Genomic DNA, 13,751 nt, shown 5'->3' with positions numbered 1-13,751 from the left:
TTCCCGTCAATCGTCGGCCGGCTCCTCGTCCGGCTGGACGAAGTCCGGGTCACCGCCCTCATCACCCGACCGAGCACCGGCCTGCGCCAGGTGTGACACCGACTCGAGCTCGGCCAGCACCGTCTGATGCTGGTCGACGCACAGTACGACGAGGTCGCCACGGTTGGACCGGCTGAGCGCGTGCCGGATCGCGGTCGGCTCGTCCAGCTCGATGTCGACCTGCCGGCAGCGGGCTCCGTTGTCCATCGCGGTCCGGACACCCGCCGCGACCAGCTCCGCCGACTCGCCACGCTTGCGCCCACGCAACCGGGCGTCCTCGCGGACGATAACCACGTCGAAGTGCTGTGCCGCGACCTCACCCAGCTCGCGCATGTCGTCGTCCCGCCGGTCGCCGGCGGTCGCGATCACGCCGATCCGCGACGGCCGGCCGAGCTCCGACGAGGCGCTCAGGCTCTCGCCCAACCGGTCGACGAAGTCGCCGAGCATCCGCATCGCCGGTGCATTGTGGCAGTAGTCGACGATCACGGTCCGACCGTCCACGTCGATCTCGTTCAACCGGCCGGGGGACAGGTAGTACGACGTACTGAACGTCCGCAGCCCCTGCCGGATGTCGTGCAGCGGCGCACCCGCCGCGAACGCGGCAGCGGCGGCCGCCATCGCGTTCTGCACGTTCATCATCGCCCGCCCGCCGAACGTTGCCGGGAGCAAATGTGTCCAGGCCAGCTGCATCGACCGGCGGCCGTGCTTGACCACGATCATGTCGCCCAGGTCCGACCGCTCCAGGACGACGGCCCGCCCACCGCGCCGGCAGTGGCCCTCGATGTACTCGCGCACCTCGCTGCCCGGCTCGGCCACGCTGAACCACACCACCTGGCCGGAGCACTTCCGCCGCATCTTGCGCACCAGCGGATCGTCCGCGTTCAGTACGGCGTACCCCGTCCGGGGCACCGCCTCGACGAGCACGGCCTTGACATCGGCCAGTTGCTCGAGCGTGTCCACACCGCGCAGGCCGAGGTGATCGGGCTGGATATTCAGTACCACGGCCACGTCGTTGCGCTCGTAGCCGAGCCCCTCGCGCAGGATCCCGCCCCGGGCCACCTCGAAGACGGCGAAGTCGACCCGCGGGTTCTGCAGCACCATCCGGGCGGACTTCGGCCCGGACGCGTCCGCCCGGATCACCAGTCGCTCGTCGATCACGATGCCGTCGGTCGACGTCATCCCGACCTTGCGGCCCATGCCCTTGAACACGTGGCTGATCATCCGCGCGGTGGTGGTCTTGCCGTTCGTCCCGGTCACCGCGACGATCGGGATCCGGCTGGTCGCGCCGGGCGGGAACAGCATGTCGACCACCGGCTTGGCGATGTACTGCGGCTCGCCGATCGTCGGGTTGGTGTGCATCCGGAAGCCGGGTGCCGCGTTCACCTCGCAGATCGCGCCGCCGGTCTCGCGCACCGGCTGGGTGATGTCGGGGCAGATGAAGTCGATGCCGGCGATGTCCAGCCCGATCATCCGGGCCGCCTCCTCGGCGATCTCGACGTTCTCCGGGTGCGCCTCGAAGGTCCGATCGATCGAGATCCCACCGGTGGACATGTTCCCGGTCAGCGTCAGCTTGACCATGGTGTCTTCCGGCGGCACGTCGTCCAGCTCGAACCCCTGGCTGCGGACCAGTTCCCGGGCGGCGTTGTTGATCGTGATCCGGGTCAGGATCTTCTCGTGCCCGACACCGCGGCGCGGGTCGGCGTTGGTGATGTCGACCAGCTCGGCCACGGTGTGGATCCCGTCGCCGACGACGTGCGCGGGCACGCGCTCGGCGATCGCCTCCATCCGGCCGTTGATGATCAGGCAGCGGTAGTCCTTGCCGGTGACGAAGTTCTCCACGATCACCCAGCCGCGCCGGGACTGCTCGGCCGCGATCGGGAACGCGTCCCGGACCGCGTCCGCGTCCGGCAGGTTCAGGCACACGCCGCGGCCGTGGTTGCCGTCGAGCGGCTTGCAGACCACCGGGTACCCGATCTTGTGCGCGACCGCGACCGCTTCGTCGACCGTGCGGACCGACTCCGACCGCGGCACCGGCAGACCGGCCGACGCGAGCAGGCGCGTGGTCAGGTCCTTGTCGCTGGCGATGTCGACCGAGATCGAACCGGTCTCCGACGTCATCGTGGCCCGGATGCGCTTCGCGTGCACGCCCTGCCCGAGCTGGACCAGGCTGGCCTTGTTCAGCCGGATCCACGGGATGTCGCGGGACACCGCCTCGTCCACGATCGCCTGCGTCGAGGGGCCGAACGCGGTTCGCTCGGCCTGCTTGATGAACTTCTCCAGCTCGGTGGTGAAATCGAACGCCGGGTCCGGCTGGACCAGGTGGTTCACGAACCGTACGGCGAGCTCTCCCGCGGCCAGGCCGACCGGCTCGTCGGCGTACGCGTAGGTGATGTTGTAGCGGCCCGGGAATCCCTTGACCTGGCGGGTCTTGCCGCGCCGCATGTCGTGGCCGGCCTCCTGCTGGAGCTGCAGCGCGACGTGCTCGGCGATGTGACCGAGCCAGGTGCCCTCGTGCAGCCGCTCGATGAAACCGCCCTTGCGGCCGCGGGAGCAGTGGTGCTGGTCGAGCCGGGGCAGATATTCCAGCAGCTTCTCGCTGAAGCCGGGGATGGTGTTGGAAGGGAAGCTCTCCAGCGACCCCAGATCGACGACGAGGTGGATGGCCGGCTCGTAGCTCCACACGTTCGGCCCGCGGTACACGCGGGTCTCGATGATCTTCAGGTCCGGGCTGGGGGTGCCGTGGGTTTGGGCGTTGTCGGTCATACAGTCTCACTGTCTGATTGCGTTGCGGGGCGGTCGGGGAGGTCGGGGTGGTCGAGTTCGGCGCCGGCCGTGATCGGCTCGGTCGCCTCCGGTCTGGACTCCCCGGCGGCCGCTGGTCTCTTCGTACGGCGACCGGCCCGTCGCTTGCGCTCCGCGTAGTACTTGGGTGAGACCCCCTCGGCGGCGATCTCCCTGGCCAGCTTCTGCAGATCCGCCTCGGCGGCCTGCATCTCGGCGATCTCCTCGGCCGGCGGCTGCGGTCCGTACGACAGCAGCACCCGCGCCTGCAGGTCGAAGGTCGCGGTCGCGGGCAACACGTGCAGTACGACGCCGGACGCCAGGATCGGCTCGGATCTCTTGGCGTAGTGGGCGTTCGACGTGATCCGGCTGCCGTCGAAGATCGTCACCGCGCCGCGGCCGACGACCTCGAGGTGGGTGCCGCGGACGACGGCCGCGGTGTCCTCGTCGACGCCGATGCCGAGCAGACCGGGGGACTGGGCGACCAGCGACAGCAGCCGGCCGTACCGGTTCCGCTGGGCGAAGTGCTGGTCGACGATCGCGCCCTGGACCAGGCCGAGCCCGCCGGCCAGCTGGCTCATCCGCTGCCGGGGCGTCGCGCCGGACCGGCCGAACGCGATCATGTGCTCGGCCAGGATGCTCGCGCCGGCCGACGTACCTCCGACGGCCGCACCGCGGGCGTGGGCGGCGGTGACCGCGCGGCCGAACGCCGTACCGGTGACGACACCGGCCAGCTTCAGCTGGTTGCCACCGGTCATGAAGACACCGGTCGCGTCGTCCAGCGGCTCGATGAAGGCCGGGTCGTCGGCATCCTCCCGGTTCTCCGGGCGGACGCCGACGACACTCTCGGCGCCGAGGGCGGCGAACAGCGCGCGGTAGACGTCGACGACATCCGGGCCGAGCGCGGACGCGGTCGGCACGACCACGATCCGCGCCTTCGGCCCACCAGCGGCCTCGACGAACTCCTGCAGCACCGTCCGCTTCTTCAGCTTGTCCTCGGCGCCACCGATGGCAAACAGGGCCCCCGGCCCACTGCTCACCCCACCCTGCTGTTCAGACATAGCCGAAGGATAGGTGCTGGCCGCCTCCGGGGTCGTATCCGGTCAGCGGGCGAAGGTGAACCAGTTGAGGTTGACGAAGTCGGCTGGTTGGCCGCTGGTGAAGGTGAGGTAGACGTCGTGGACGCCGGTGACGGCGCTGATGTTGGCTGGGACGGTTCGCCAGGATTGCCAGCCGCCGGTGTTGGCGATGGCGAAACTGCCGATCGGGGCGTTGGACCGACTGTCGAGGCGTACGTCGACCAGGCCGCTCACTCCACCCGCCGCACCGGACGCGCCCCGGGCGACGAACTGCGTCGCGGCCGTGCTGCCGAAGTCGAGGCCGCGGTAGAGCGCCCAGTCGCCGTTGCCGACCTGCATCAGGTTCTGGCCACCGCCGGTGTCGGTCGTGGTCTCGACGCCCATACCGGACTGCTGGCTCGACGACTCGGCCTGGATGGTGCTGTAGGCGCTGCCGCCACCAGGAGGCGGCGTGGTCGGGGGAGTCGTACCGCCGCCGCGGGAGCTCACCGCGACGTAGTCCACGACCATGGGGTGACCTGGCACGGTCTCAGGGCGCGGCGTCGGGCCGTTGAGAGCATCCGGGAAAGCGCCACCGATGGCGACGTTCAGGAGGATGAAGTAGCCGGCGTGCGAGGTCATGTTCGACCACGTGTCCGCGGGCAGCTGGTTTTGGCTGATCGAGTGGTACTGCTGCCCGTCGACGTACCAGCGCAACTGGTTCGGCGAGCTGCTCGTGTCCCACTCGAATCGATAGGTGTGGAACCCGGACTGGCAGGTCGAGCCCGGGCAGGCGCGGCTTGCGCCGAGGCCGCTGGTCTCGTTGCACGGGCCGCCGGGATTCACGCCGCAGTGCAGCACCCCCCAGACGGAGTTGATCCCGTTGACGTTCTCCATGATGTCGAACTCGCCGATCCCCGGCCAGTTCCAGTAGTTCCCCCGGTACGGCGCTCCGAGCGCCCAGAACGCGGGCCAGTAGCCGAGGGCCGCGTTGCCGGTGACGTTCGGCATCTGGATCCGGCTCTCGATCGCGAGGACACCGCCGGCGGGCGGTTTGAAGTTGCTCCGCTGGGTCTCGATCCGGGCCGATGTCCAGTTGCCGGCCGCGTCGCGGCGAGGCGTGATGCGCAGGTTGCCGGTGCCGTCCAGGGCGAGGTTGCTGGTGCTGTTCGTGTAGTTCTGGATCTCGCCGGTGCCCCAGTTGCCGGGACCGCCGGGGTAGCCGTGGCCGGTGTCGATGATCCAGTTGGCACTCGACGGCAGGGTTCCGCTGGGGCCGTTGAAGTCGTCACTCCAGACGGTCGTCCAGCCGGCCGGAGGCGGTGGCACGCTCGCTCGTGCTGCCATGGTCAATGGTATGGCGGCCAGCACTGGGGCGAGGAGCGCGGCCAGGAGGGTACGGCGTCGGGAGCGGTTCGGGGCGGAACGCATGATTTGGCCTCCTTCGGGAATCACCCAATGGGAGCGCTCTCATGCCTGAGTGTCAATACCTCATCACAGTCCGGATCAGACGTTCGCTCGATAGACCGTCGTGCTGCGTCTGACCCGCATGCCGAGGCGTTCGTACATGCCGAGCGCGCCGGTGCCGGAGTGCGTCCAGAGGATGCAGTTCTGCCGCCCTAGCCGGTGGAACTCGGCACAAGTGTCGTCGAGCATTGCCCGCGCCACGCCCTTACCCCGCTGATCCGCGCGGACCGCGAGCTGCTCGACGTAGCCCTCGTTCGTGTCCGCCAGGTCGAGGGCGACGACGGCACCGATCAGCTCATCACCGGCGTACGCGAGGGTGGAGGCGGCCGGCAGGAAGGTCGCCCGCTCCACGGTCAGCCGGGCCCACTCGTCGTACGACTTCCGCCGCTGCTGGAACTCCGAGAACGCCGCCTCGATGAGCTCGTGGACGTCGTGCGCGCGTGCCTCGTCGTACGGCGTGAGCGTGATGCCGGCCGGCACGGTCCGCGGGCCGGGCGTCACGATCGGGCGTTCGAGCAGCCAGTTGGTCGCGAGCACCTCGTAACCGCGGGACCGCAGCAGGCCCGTTCCAGCTTCGTCCGCGTCGTCCACGGCCTGCGCCAGCCACTCGCTGCCTTCCGCCCGCGACCGCGCCTCGGCCCAGTCGAGCAACGCCGTACCGATCCCGAGCCCCTGGTACGCCGGATGCACGTCGATCTGGGCGCGTTTGCCCAGATGCAACCAGGCCCAACCGGCGAGGTCGCCGTTGGGAGCGTGAACGACGAGGGTGTCACGCGTGAGGTCGAGCTCCGGCCGCTGTAGGTCGGCTGCCACCGCGTCTGGAACCACTTCGGCCCGGCCGTGCCACCGCATCTCGGTCGCGGCCATCAGGTCGTAGATCGCTACTGCGTCGTCGATCGTCGCGGGGCGGTTCGCGAACCCGGCCGGGAACATGCTCCGATCATCGCGCACCCGCGGGTGCACTCCGGTCAGGCCGGGTTGTCCGCGTCGGCGGCTTCCACTTCCTCGCGGCTGATCCCGAGCAGGTACAGGATCGTGTCCAGGTAGGGCACGCTCAGGTGGGTGTCGGCGGCCTCGCGGACGACCGGCTTGGCGTTGAAGGCGACACCGAGCCCGGCGGCCGCGAGCATGTCGAGGTCGTTCGCCCCGTCACCGATCGCGACCGTCTGCGACAGCGGCGTCCTGGACTGCTCGGCGAACCGGCGCAGCGCGACCGCCTTGCCGGCCCGGTCGACGACGTCGCCGATCACCCGGCCGGTGAGCTTGCCGTCGACGATCTCCAGCTGGTTCGCCGCGGCGTAGTCGATGCCGAGGTCCGCGGCCAGCTTGTCGGTGATCTGGCTGAAGCCGCCGCTGACGATCGCGAACTGGTACCCGAGCCGCTTCAGCGTCCGCACCAGAGTGCGTGCGCCGGGAGCCAGTTGGATCGCCTGGTACACCTCGTCCAGCGCGGACTCGGGCAGGCCCGCCAGCTGGGCGACCCGGTGGTGCAGCGACTCGGCGAACTCGAGCTCACCGCGCATCGCCTGTTCGGTGACCGCGGCAACTTCCTCCAGCCGGCCGGCGTGGCCGGCCAGCATCTCGATCACCTCGCCCTGGATCAGGGTCGAGTCGACGTCCATCACGATCAGCCGCTTGGCCCGCCGGTACAACCCGCCGGCCTGGACGGCGATGTCGAGCTTCTGCCTGACACCCTCCAGCGCGAGCACAGTCCGCAGCGCCTCCGGATCCGCGCCGGAGACGGCGATCTCCAGCGCGGTCACCGGGTACCGCGCCATCCGGCTGATCCGGTCGATGTTCGCACCGGTGTCGGCGATCCGGCCGGCGATCGCGGCCAGCCCGGCGGCAGTCAGCGGGTGCCCGATCACGGTCACCTGGCTGCGGCCCTTCCGCCGGGGCTCGTTGTCGCCGATGCCCTTCTTCACCGAGATGTCGACGCCGAGGACCGCTTCGAGCGCCTTCAGTTCGTCTTTGAGGAACTTGTGGTCGCGCGGAGCGGACACCAGCACACCGAGTACCAGGCGACCCCGCAGGACCACCTGCTCGGCGTCGATCACCTCGAGCCCTCGGGTGGCGAGCGTCGACAGCACAGCCGACGTCAGACCCGGGCGATCCGCACCGGTCAAGGTGACCAGCACCGTCGGGCGATCGGTCAGCGACGTCTCAAACTCAGCCTGTCCACTCATGGCACCCCGAACGCTACCCAAACCAGCCGTACGGCCGGCCTCCGGTCCATATCTCAGTCGTGAACGGGCGGGGCGCAGGCGGCCACCAGGGCGCGGCGGGCCGCGGCGGCGAGGTCGAGCAGCGTCCGTCGGCGGGCGTCGGCCTCGGCACCGGTGACGGCGGCACCGTCGTCCTCGAGTGCCGCGTCGGCGATGGCCAGGCACCGGCGAGCGGTGGCGGCGGCCTTGACCGCACGTGGCTGGTAGCCGGGCGCGAGGTCGTCACCGCGGCTGCTGCCGATCTTGCGAATGTCGATCAGCGCGTCCGCGACCTCCGGCTTCCACCGCGCGACATCGAGCGCTGCCAGCGACTCGGCCGCCTCGATCAACGCCAGCCGCAGTCCGCGATCGGCCTCACCGACATCGGCCGGCATCGGACTCGAGGCAGCCATCACGGTCCACTGCACGGCCGGACCGACGTACGACGGAACCAGTCCGACCTCGGCTCCGCTCAGTACGACGGCCTCACCCGACTCGAGAGCGGCCTCGTTGAACGGCGGCGGTCCGGCCAGGCCGATCGGATCGCCCGGCACCGGCAACGCGAGATGTGCCTGGGTCGCCCCGGCCGCGCGCAACAGGTTGAGCGCCACCGGCAACGTGGCCGGCGCCGGATGCGCGGCCAGTCCCGCGACGTGGTGCCCGACATCGTCGCCGAGGATCTTCTGGGCCGCCGTGTCGGGATCGCAGGCGCCGGTCAGCATCGCGTTGGTCCACACGGTGAACCGAACCGAGGCGGAGGTCGTCAACACGCCCGCCAGTCTCCCACCCCGATGCTCGCCGTACGACATCAGCAGGCCGGGAGTGAGAGCGGGGGAGCGACCCCGTAGGTTTTGGGGCATGACTGCAGTGGTGGAGCTGGCCGGGGTGTCGATCGTTCGTGGTGGGGCGCTGCTGCTCGACGGGATCGACTGGACCGTCGACGAAGCCGACCGGTGGGTGGTGATCGGCCCGAACGGCGCCGGCAAGACGACGCTGCTGCAGATCCTCGCGGCGCAGATCCACCCGACGGCCGGGGTCGCCGGGCTGCTCGGTGAGGTGCTCGGCGCGATCGACGTGTTCGAGCTGCGGCCGCGGATCGGACTGACCAGCGCCGCCCTCGCCGACCGGCTGCCCCGGGGCGAACGGGTGTCCGACGTCGTCGTCTCCGCGTCGTACGCCGTCCTCGGCCGGTGGCGGGAGGAGTACGACGAGCTGGACCACCAGCGGGCCAAGGAGCTGCTGACCGAGCTCGGCATCGGTCACCTCGGCGACCGGACCTTCGGGACGTTGTCGGAGGGGGAGCGCAAGCGGGTCCAGATCGCCCGGGCGCTGATGACGGATCCGGAGCTGATGCTGATGGACGAACCCGCGGCCGGTCTCGACCTCACCGGTCGCGAGCAGCTGGTCCGGTCGCTCAGCTCGATCGCGACCGCGGCCGGCGCCCCGGCGATGGTCCTGGTCACCCACCACGTCGAGGAGATCCCGCCCGGTTTCACCCACGCGCTGCTGCTGAAGCAGGGCCGGATCGTCTCGGCCGGACCGATGCAGGAAGCCCTCACCTCCGAAACCCTCAGCGACACCTTCGATCTCGCCCTCTCCCTCAAGCAGGAAGACGGCCGCTACACCGCCCGAGCCCTCTAACGCCCCGGCCCATTTGACTGGTTGACCCACCAACTAGTGGGTTTGCCACCCGGGTTCCGGGTGGCAAACCCACGAGATGGCTGGTGGACCCACGAGGTGGGGGTGGGGATCCGGCGGAAACGCGGGTGCGTCCGACAGGTCGTCGGACCTGCTTGGGGCCCCGAACGTGGATAGGCTTGGGAAATGATGGATTGGCTGCGGGACAACATCTGGGCAGCGTGGCTGACGGTTGCCGCTGTCCTCGGTCTGGCCGAGCTGGCCTCGCTCGACTTCACCTTGCTGATGCTGGCGGCCGGGGCGCTGGCCGCCGCCGGGGTGAGTGCCGTCTTCCCGGGACTGCTGTGGCTGCAGATCGTGGTCGGACTGATCACCACCGCCGCGATGCTGGTCGCGATCCGCCCGCTGCTGGCCCGCAAGTTCCACCACGGCACCGAGCTGAAGACCGGCTCCGCGCACGTCATCGGCCGCACCGGCACGGTGGTGAAGGAGATCCACCCGGACGGCGGCGGCTCGATCCGGCTCGGCGGTGACCTGTGGACGGCCCGCCCGTACGACGAGGTGTCCACGATCGCGCCGGGGACGCGGGTCGAGATCATGTCGATCGACGGCGCGACCGCGGTTGTCTACCCGGTCGGCGACTCGCTGCACCAGCTGAACACCCCGCAGCCGACGGAGGACCCGAAACCCACCGATCCGCCGCAGGGCTGACCCCGGTTGCCTGGCCGGGGGGCCGCAGTACTGTCGGATTTGAGGGATGACAGCGATACCTGCGCGATCAGGCAGCCGACGCGCCGGGAACCGGTCCGGCGGGTGGACCGTCGATAGGAAAGACTGTCCGTCCTGAGGGTTCTGTCGAGTGGAGGGTCAAGTGACCGCGTTCCTCGTAGTGCTGGCGGTGGTCGCCTTGCTGGTGATCGTCACGCTGGTCAAGTCAGTCCGGGTGGTGCAGCAGCAGACCGTCGGGATCGTCGAACGGTTCGGCAAGTTCAAGACGGGGTTGCAGCCCGGCCTGAACCTGTTGACCCCGTTCGTCGACAAGGTCCGCTACACCATCGACATGCGCGAGCAGGTCGTCGCGTTCCCGCCGCAGGGCGTCATCACCGAGGACAACCTGATGGTGTCGATCGACTCCGTCATCTACTTCCAGGTGAACGACCCGGTCCGGGCGACGTACGAGATCTCCAACTACATCCAGGCGATCGAGCAGCTGACCATGACGACGCTGCGCAACATCATCGGTGGGATGGACCTGGAGCAGACGCTGACCTCCCGTGAGGAGATCAACGAGAAGCTCCGGTACGTGCTGGACGAGGCGACCGGCAAGTGGGGGATCCGGGTCAACCGGGTCGAGCTGCGCTCGATCGACCCGCCGCCGTCGATCCAGGACTCGATGGAGAAGCAGATGCGCGCCGACCGGGACAAGCGCGCCGCGATCCTGACCGCCGAGGGTATGCGGCAGTCCGCCGTCCTGTCGGCCGAGGGCCAGAAGCAGTCCGCGATCCTCACCGCCCAGGGTGACAAGGAGTCCCGGATCCTGCGCGCGCAGGCCGAGCGGGAGGCCCGGATCCTGAAGGCCCAGGGTGAGGCGCAGGCCATCACCACGGTCTTCAACGCGATCCACGCCGGCAAGCCGGACCAGGGTCTGCTCGCCTACCAGTACCTGCAGATGCTGCCGTCGATCGCCCAGGGCGACGCGAACAAGCTGTGGATCGTGCCGAGCGAGATCGGCGACGCGCTCAAGGGTCTCGGCAGTGCGGTCGGCCAGGTGGCCGGCATCCCGCAGAAGGCCGAGGGCTCGTGGCAGGCGCCGGAGCTCGGCGACGGCCACCTGCCGGAGGTCGAGACGGGATCCGGTGCCCAGGACGCCGCCGCCGTGGCCGAGGCCGACAACGCGGTCGCCGAGGCGATCGCCGAAGCGCAGAAAGCGGCCGTCAGCAGCCGAAGCCAGCAGCAGGTCCCGCCCGCCGTCGGCCAGAACCAGGAGCCCCCGGTTCCGCCGTCACCAGAGCCGCCGCTCGAGCGCTGAACACACGGAAAACAAGGCCTTCCCGGGGTCAGCCCGGGAAGGCCTTGTGCTGTCCGTCGCCAAGAGGTTGCCTGCTCAACGGATGGACGGATGAGCGGACCGGACTGTCAGGTGCGTAAAGTCTGGCAGCGATGACATGGTTCGAGGCGCTGTTCGTCCTGCTGGCGGGGATGGGCGCGGGCACGATCAACGCCGTGGTGGGTTCGGGCACGCTGTTGACCTTCCCCGCGTTACTTGCCGTCGGCATCCCTCCGGTACTGGCGAACGTGAGCAACAGCGTCGGCCTGGCGCCGGGTACGGCGGCCGGCGCGATCGGTTACCGGCGTGAGCTGGAGGGCCAGCGCGGCCGGATGATCCGGCTGATCCCGGCCTCGCTGATCGGCGGCATCGTCGGAGCCGTGCTGCTGCTGACCCTGCCCGACTCCGCGTTCCACGCCGTCGTACCGGTGCTGATCCTGCTCGGCTGCGCGCTGGTCGCCCTGCAGCCGTGGCTGAAGAAGTGGATCAGCGTCCCCGAGCACACCCACCGCGGCGCGTGGTGGGTGATCCCCGCGGTGTTTGCCACCGGCATCTACGGCGGGTACTTCGGTGCCGCCCAAGGTGTGCTGCTGATGGCGATCCTCGGCCTAGGCCTGGATCCGAACCTGCAGCGGATGAACGGTCTGAAGAACGTGCTCGCGACGTTCGTGAACACGGTCGCCGCAGTGCTGTTCATCATCGTCGCCGACGTCGACTGGCTGGCGGCCGGCCTGATCGCGGTCGGTTCCACCATCGGCGGCTTCCTCGGCGCCCGCTACGGCCGCAAGCTCCCGCCGATCGCGTTGCGCTCCCTGATCGTCTGCATCGGCATCATCGCGATCGTCACGATGGTCTTCTGACCTCGAGGCCGGCGAGCAGCAGGTCGAGGCCGTAGTCGAACTGGTCGTCGCCACCCGTCGTACGCGCCAGCTCCGGCGCGAGGTCGACCACCGTCGGGAACTCGCGTGCGGACAGGGACTCCATCGTCGTGCGCAACCGCCGCCAGGCCTCGGGATCGCGGCGCTCGGCGGCCATCTGGATCTCCCAGGATGTGGCCCCGAGTACGTAGGTGAACAACGTGGTGTGCGTCCGCGCCGCCGCCTCCGGGTCGAAGCCGGCGTTCCGCAGTACGCCGAGCAGCCCTTCAGCGACCCGGGCCGTCTCGTGACCGCTCAACGGGCGTCCCGACAGTAGTTGCGCAAGGCAAGGGTGCTGCAGCATCAGCAACCGCAGGCTCCGGCACACCGCCCGCACCTGGTCGGGCCACGCCACGTCCTGCGGTACGGCGGGGAGCAGCCCCATCAGGTGGTCGCGGACGGCGTCGTACAGGTCGTCCTTGTTGCGGAAGTAGGTGTAGAGCGCCATTGGGCCGACCCCGAGCTCCGCGGCCACCCGGCGCAGGCTGAACCCGTCGGTGCCCTTCGACTCCATCAGCTCCAGGGCGGTCCGCACGATCAGCTCGGAGCTGAGCGTGTTGCGCGGCGTCCTCGCCATGTGACGCACCTCCCGTCGACGTTCCTAACGTACAGTGTATAGTACGGTGTATGCGTGCGATACAGATTACCGAGTTCGGCGGACCCGAGGTCCTCAAGATCAGCGATGTGCCGGAGCCGGTCGCCGGTGACGGCCAGGTCCTGATCACGGTCGATCGCGCCGGCATCAACTACGCGGACACCCACCAGGTCGAGAACTCGTACCTGTCCAAGACCGAGCTGCCGATGATCCCGGGCGGAGAGGTCGTCGGACGTACGGCGGACGGACGCCGAGTGGTCGCACTCGTCGGTTCCGGCGGATACGCCGAGAAGGCGGTGGCGCAGGCGGCGTACGCGTTCGACGTACCCGAAGGTGTCAGTGACGACGCCGCGCTCGCGCTGGTCCTGCAGGGCACGACGGCCTGGCACCTGCTGAAGACGTCCACGCACCTGCAGCCGGCTGAGTCCGTGCTGGTGCACGCCGGTGCCGGTGGTGTCGGGTCCCTCGCGGTGCAACTCGCGAAGTTGTGGGGTGCGGGCCGGGTGATCGCGACCGCGTCCAGCGAGGAGAAGCGCAAGCAGGCGCTGGAGCTCGGCGCGGACGAGGCGATCGACGGCGAGCCGGACGGCCTGAAGGACCGCATCGTCGAGGCGAACGGCGGCAAGCCGGTCGACATCGTGCTCGAGATGGTCGGCGGGCCGACGTTCGACGAGTCGTTCGCGGCGCTCGCGCGGTTCGGCCGACTGGTCACCTTCGGTGCCGCGTCCCGGCAGGTCGCCGCGCCGATCGACGCGAGCCGGTTGATGAAGGGCTCGAAGACGATCGCCGGCTTCTGGCTGGCCGACTGCTTCCGCGAGCCGGCGCTGCTCGGCGACCCGTTGGCCGAGCTGTTCGACCTGACCGCGAGCGGCAAGCTCCGCCCGATCGTCGGTGGCGAGTACGCGCTGTCCGACGTCGCCACCGCCCACGAGGACCTGCGAGCCCGCCGGACCGTCGGCAAGCTCGTGCTCGACCCCACCCGCTGATCCTTTCAACGCGGCACCA

The 13,751-nt window shown here is 69.6% G+C and carries 12 protein-coding genes; 5 read left to right on the top strand and 7 right to left on the bottom strand.

Features of this window, described 5'->3' with window-relative positions:
- Positions 1 to 6: 6 nt before the first annotated feature.
- The 6 genes from cphA to AB0F43_RS37015 form a co-directional block, all read right to left on the bottom strand.
- Complete coding sequence (gene cphA / locus AB0F43_RS37040; protein ID WP_360488224.1) at positions 7 to 2,802, bottom strand: cyanophycin synthetase; 2,796 nt, start codon at positions 2,800 to 2,802, stop codon at positions 7 to 9.
- Complete coding sequence (locus AB0F43_RS37035; RefSeq protein ID WP_360488221.1) at positions 2,799 to 3,881, bottom strand: cyanophycinase; 1,083 nt, start codon at positions 3,879 to 3,881, stop codon at positions 2,799 to 2,801. Before AB0F43_RS37035 ends, cphA begins: the two co-directional genes overlap by 4 nt.
- A gap of 42 nt (positions 3,882 to 3,923) precedes the next feature.
- A complete protein-coding gene (locus AB0F43_RS37030) occupies positions 3,924 to 5,225 on the bottom strand; it encodes a glycoside hydrolase family 16 protein (RefSeq protein WP_360488219.1) in 1,302 nt (433 codons plus the stop codon).
- A gap of 159 nt (positions 5,226 to 5,384) precedes the next feature.
- The gene (locus tag AB0F43_RS37025) at positions 5,385 to 6,278 is read right to left on the bottom strand and encodes a GNAT family N-acetyltransferase (RefSeq protein WP_360488216.1); all 894 of its coding nucleotides are present in this window, start codon (positions 6,276 to 6,278) and stop codon (positions 5,385 to 5,387) included.
- A 35-nt stretch (positions 6,279 to 6,313) separates the two neighbouring features.
- A complete protein-coding gene (gene serB, locus AB0F43_RS37020) occupies positions 6,314 to 7,531 on the bottom strand; it encodes a phosphoserine phosphatase SerB (RefSeq protein ID WP_360488213.1) in 1,218 nt (405 codons plus the stop codon).
- A gap of 53 nt (positions 7,532 to 7,584) precedes the next feature.
- Complete coding sequence (locus tag AB0F43_RS37015; RefSeq protein ID WP_360488210.1) at positions 7,585 to 8,319, bottom strand: hypothetical protein; 735 nt, start codon at positions 8,317 to 8,319, stop codon at positions 7,585 to 7,587.
- Between the two features lie 88 nt (positions 8,320 to 8,407).
- On the opposite strand from AB0F43_RS37015, the gene AB0F43_RS37010 reads away from it, so the two are divergent.
- The 4 genes from AB0F43_RS37010 to AB0F43_RS36995 all read left to right on the top strand — a co-directional run bounded on the left by AB0F43_RS37010 (position 8,408) and on the right by AB0F43_RS36995 (position 12,094).
- The gene (locus tag AB0F43_RS37010; RefSeq protein ID WP_360488207.1) at positions 8,408 to 9,190 is read left to right on the top strand and encodes an ABC transporter ATP-binding protein; all 783 of its coding nucleotides are present in this window, start codon (positions 8,408 to 8,410) and stop codon (positions 9,188 to 9,190) included.
- A gap of 183 nt (positions 9,191 to 9,373) precedes the next feature.
- A complete protein-coding gene (locus AB0F43_RS37005) occupies positions 9,374 to 9,898 on the top strand; it encodes an NfeD family protein (protein ID WP_360488204.1) in 525 nt (174 codons plus the stop codon).
- A 160-nt stretch (positions 9,899 to 10,058) separates the two neighbouring features.
- A complete protein-coding gene (locus AB0F43_RS37000; protein ID WP_360488202.1) occupies positions 10,059 to 11,216 on the top strand; it encodes an SPFH domain-containing protein in 1,158 nt (385 codons plus the stop codon).
- Between the two features lie 131 nt (positions 11,217 to 11,347).
- Positions 11,348 to 12,094: a sulfite exporter TauE/SafE family protein gene (locus AB0F43_RS36995; protein WP_360488199.1), complete on the top strand. Its 747-nt coding sequence runs from the start codon at positions 11,348 to 11,350 to the stop codon at positions 12,092 to 12,094.
- On the opposite strand, the gene AB0F43_RS36990 is transcribed toward AB0F43_RS36995, so the two are convergent.
- Positions 12,078 to 12,728, bottom strand: coding sequence for a TetR/AcrR family transcriptional regulator (locus AB0F43_RS36990; RefSeq protein ID WP_360488196.1), 651 nt, complete (start codon positions 12,726 to 12,728; stop codon positions 12,078 to 12,080). The genes AB0F43_RS36995 and AB0F43_RS36990 overlap by 17 nt on opposite strands.
- A gap of 50 nt (positions 12,729 to 12,778) precedes the next feature.
- Here AB0F43_RS36990 and AB0F43_RS36985 point away from each other — a divergent pair, with 50 nt between their 5' ends.
- The gene (locus tag AB0F43_RS36985; protein WP_360488193.1) at positions 12,779 to 13,732 is read left to right on the top strand and encodes a zinc-binding dehydrogenase; all 954 of its coding nucleotides are present in this window, start codon (positions 12,779 to 12,781) and stop codon (positions 13,730 to 13,732) included.
- The last annotated feature ends 19 nt before the right edge of the window (positions 13,733 to 13,751 follow it).

This window comes from Kribbella sp. NPDC023972, assembly GCF_040639075.1.
Taxonomy (GTDB): domain Bacteria; phylum Actinomycetota; class Actinomycetes; order Propionibacteriales; family Kribbellaceae; genus Kribbella.
The sequence above is the reverse complement of the archived record's forward strand: the minus strand, read 5'-3'. Positions and strand labels throughout refer to the sequence as shown.

What these genes read in the sequence shown, in the direction of transcription:
- AB0F43_RS36995 (WP_360488199.1), top strand. Translation starts at nt 11,348, where the DNA reads ATGACATGGTTCGAGGCGCTGTTCGTCCTGCTGGCGGGGATGGGCGCG.
- AB0F43_RS36985 (WP_360488193.1), top strand. Translation starts at nt 12,779, where the DNA reads ATGCGTGCGATACAGATTACCGAGTTCGGCGGACCCGAGGTCCTCAAG.
- AB0F43_RS37025 (WP_360488216.1), bottom strand. Translation starts at nt 6,278, where the DNA reads ATGTTCCCGGCCGGGTTCGCGAACCGCCCCGCGACGATCGACGACGCA.
- AB0F43_RS37010 (WP_360488207.1), top strand. Translation starts at nt 8,408, where the DNA reads ATGACTGCAGTGGTGGAGCTGGCCGGGGTGTCGATCGTTCGTGGTGGG.
- AB0F43_RS37005 (WP_360488204.1), top strand. Translation starts at nt 9,374, where the DNA reads ATGATGGATTGGCTGCGGGACAACATCTGGGCAGCGTGGCTGACGGTT.
- AB0F43_RS37035 (WP_360488221.1), bottom strand. Translation starts at nt 3,881, where the DNA reads ATGTCTGAACAGCAGGGTGGGGTGAGCAGTGGGCCGGGGGCCCTGTTT.
- cphA (WP_360488224.1), bottom strand. Translation starts at nt 2,802, where the DNA reads ATGACCGACAACGCCCAAACCCACGGCACCCCCAGCCCGGACCTGAAG.
- serB (WP_360488213.1), bottom strand. Translation starts at nt 7,531, where the DNA reads ATGAGTGGACAGGCTGAGTTTGAGACGTCGCTGACCGATCGCCCGACG.
- AB0F43_RS36990 (WP_360488196.1), bottom strand. Translation starts at nt 12,728, where the DNA reads ATGGCGAGGACGCCGCGCAACACGCTCAGCTCCGAGCTGATCGTGCGG.
- AB0F43_RS37030 (WP_360488219.1), bottom strand. Translation starts at nt 5,225, where the DNA reads ATGGCAGCACGAGCGAGCGTGCCACCGCCTCCGGCCGGCTGGACGACC.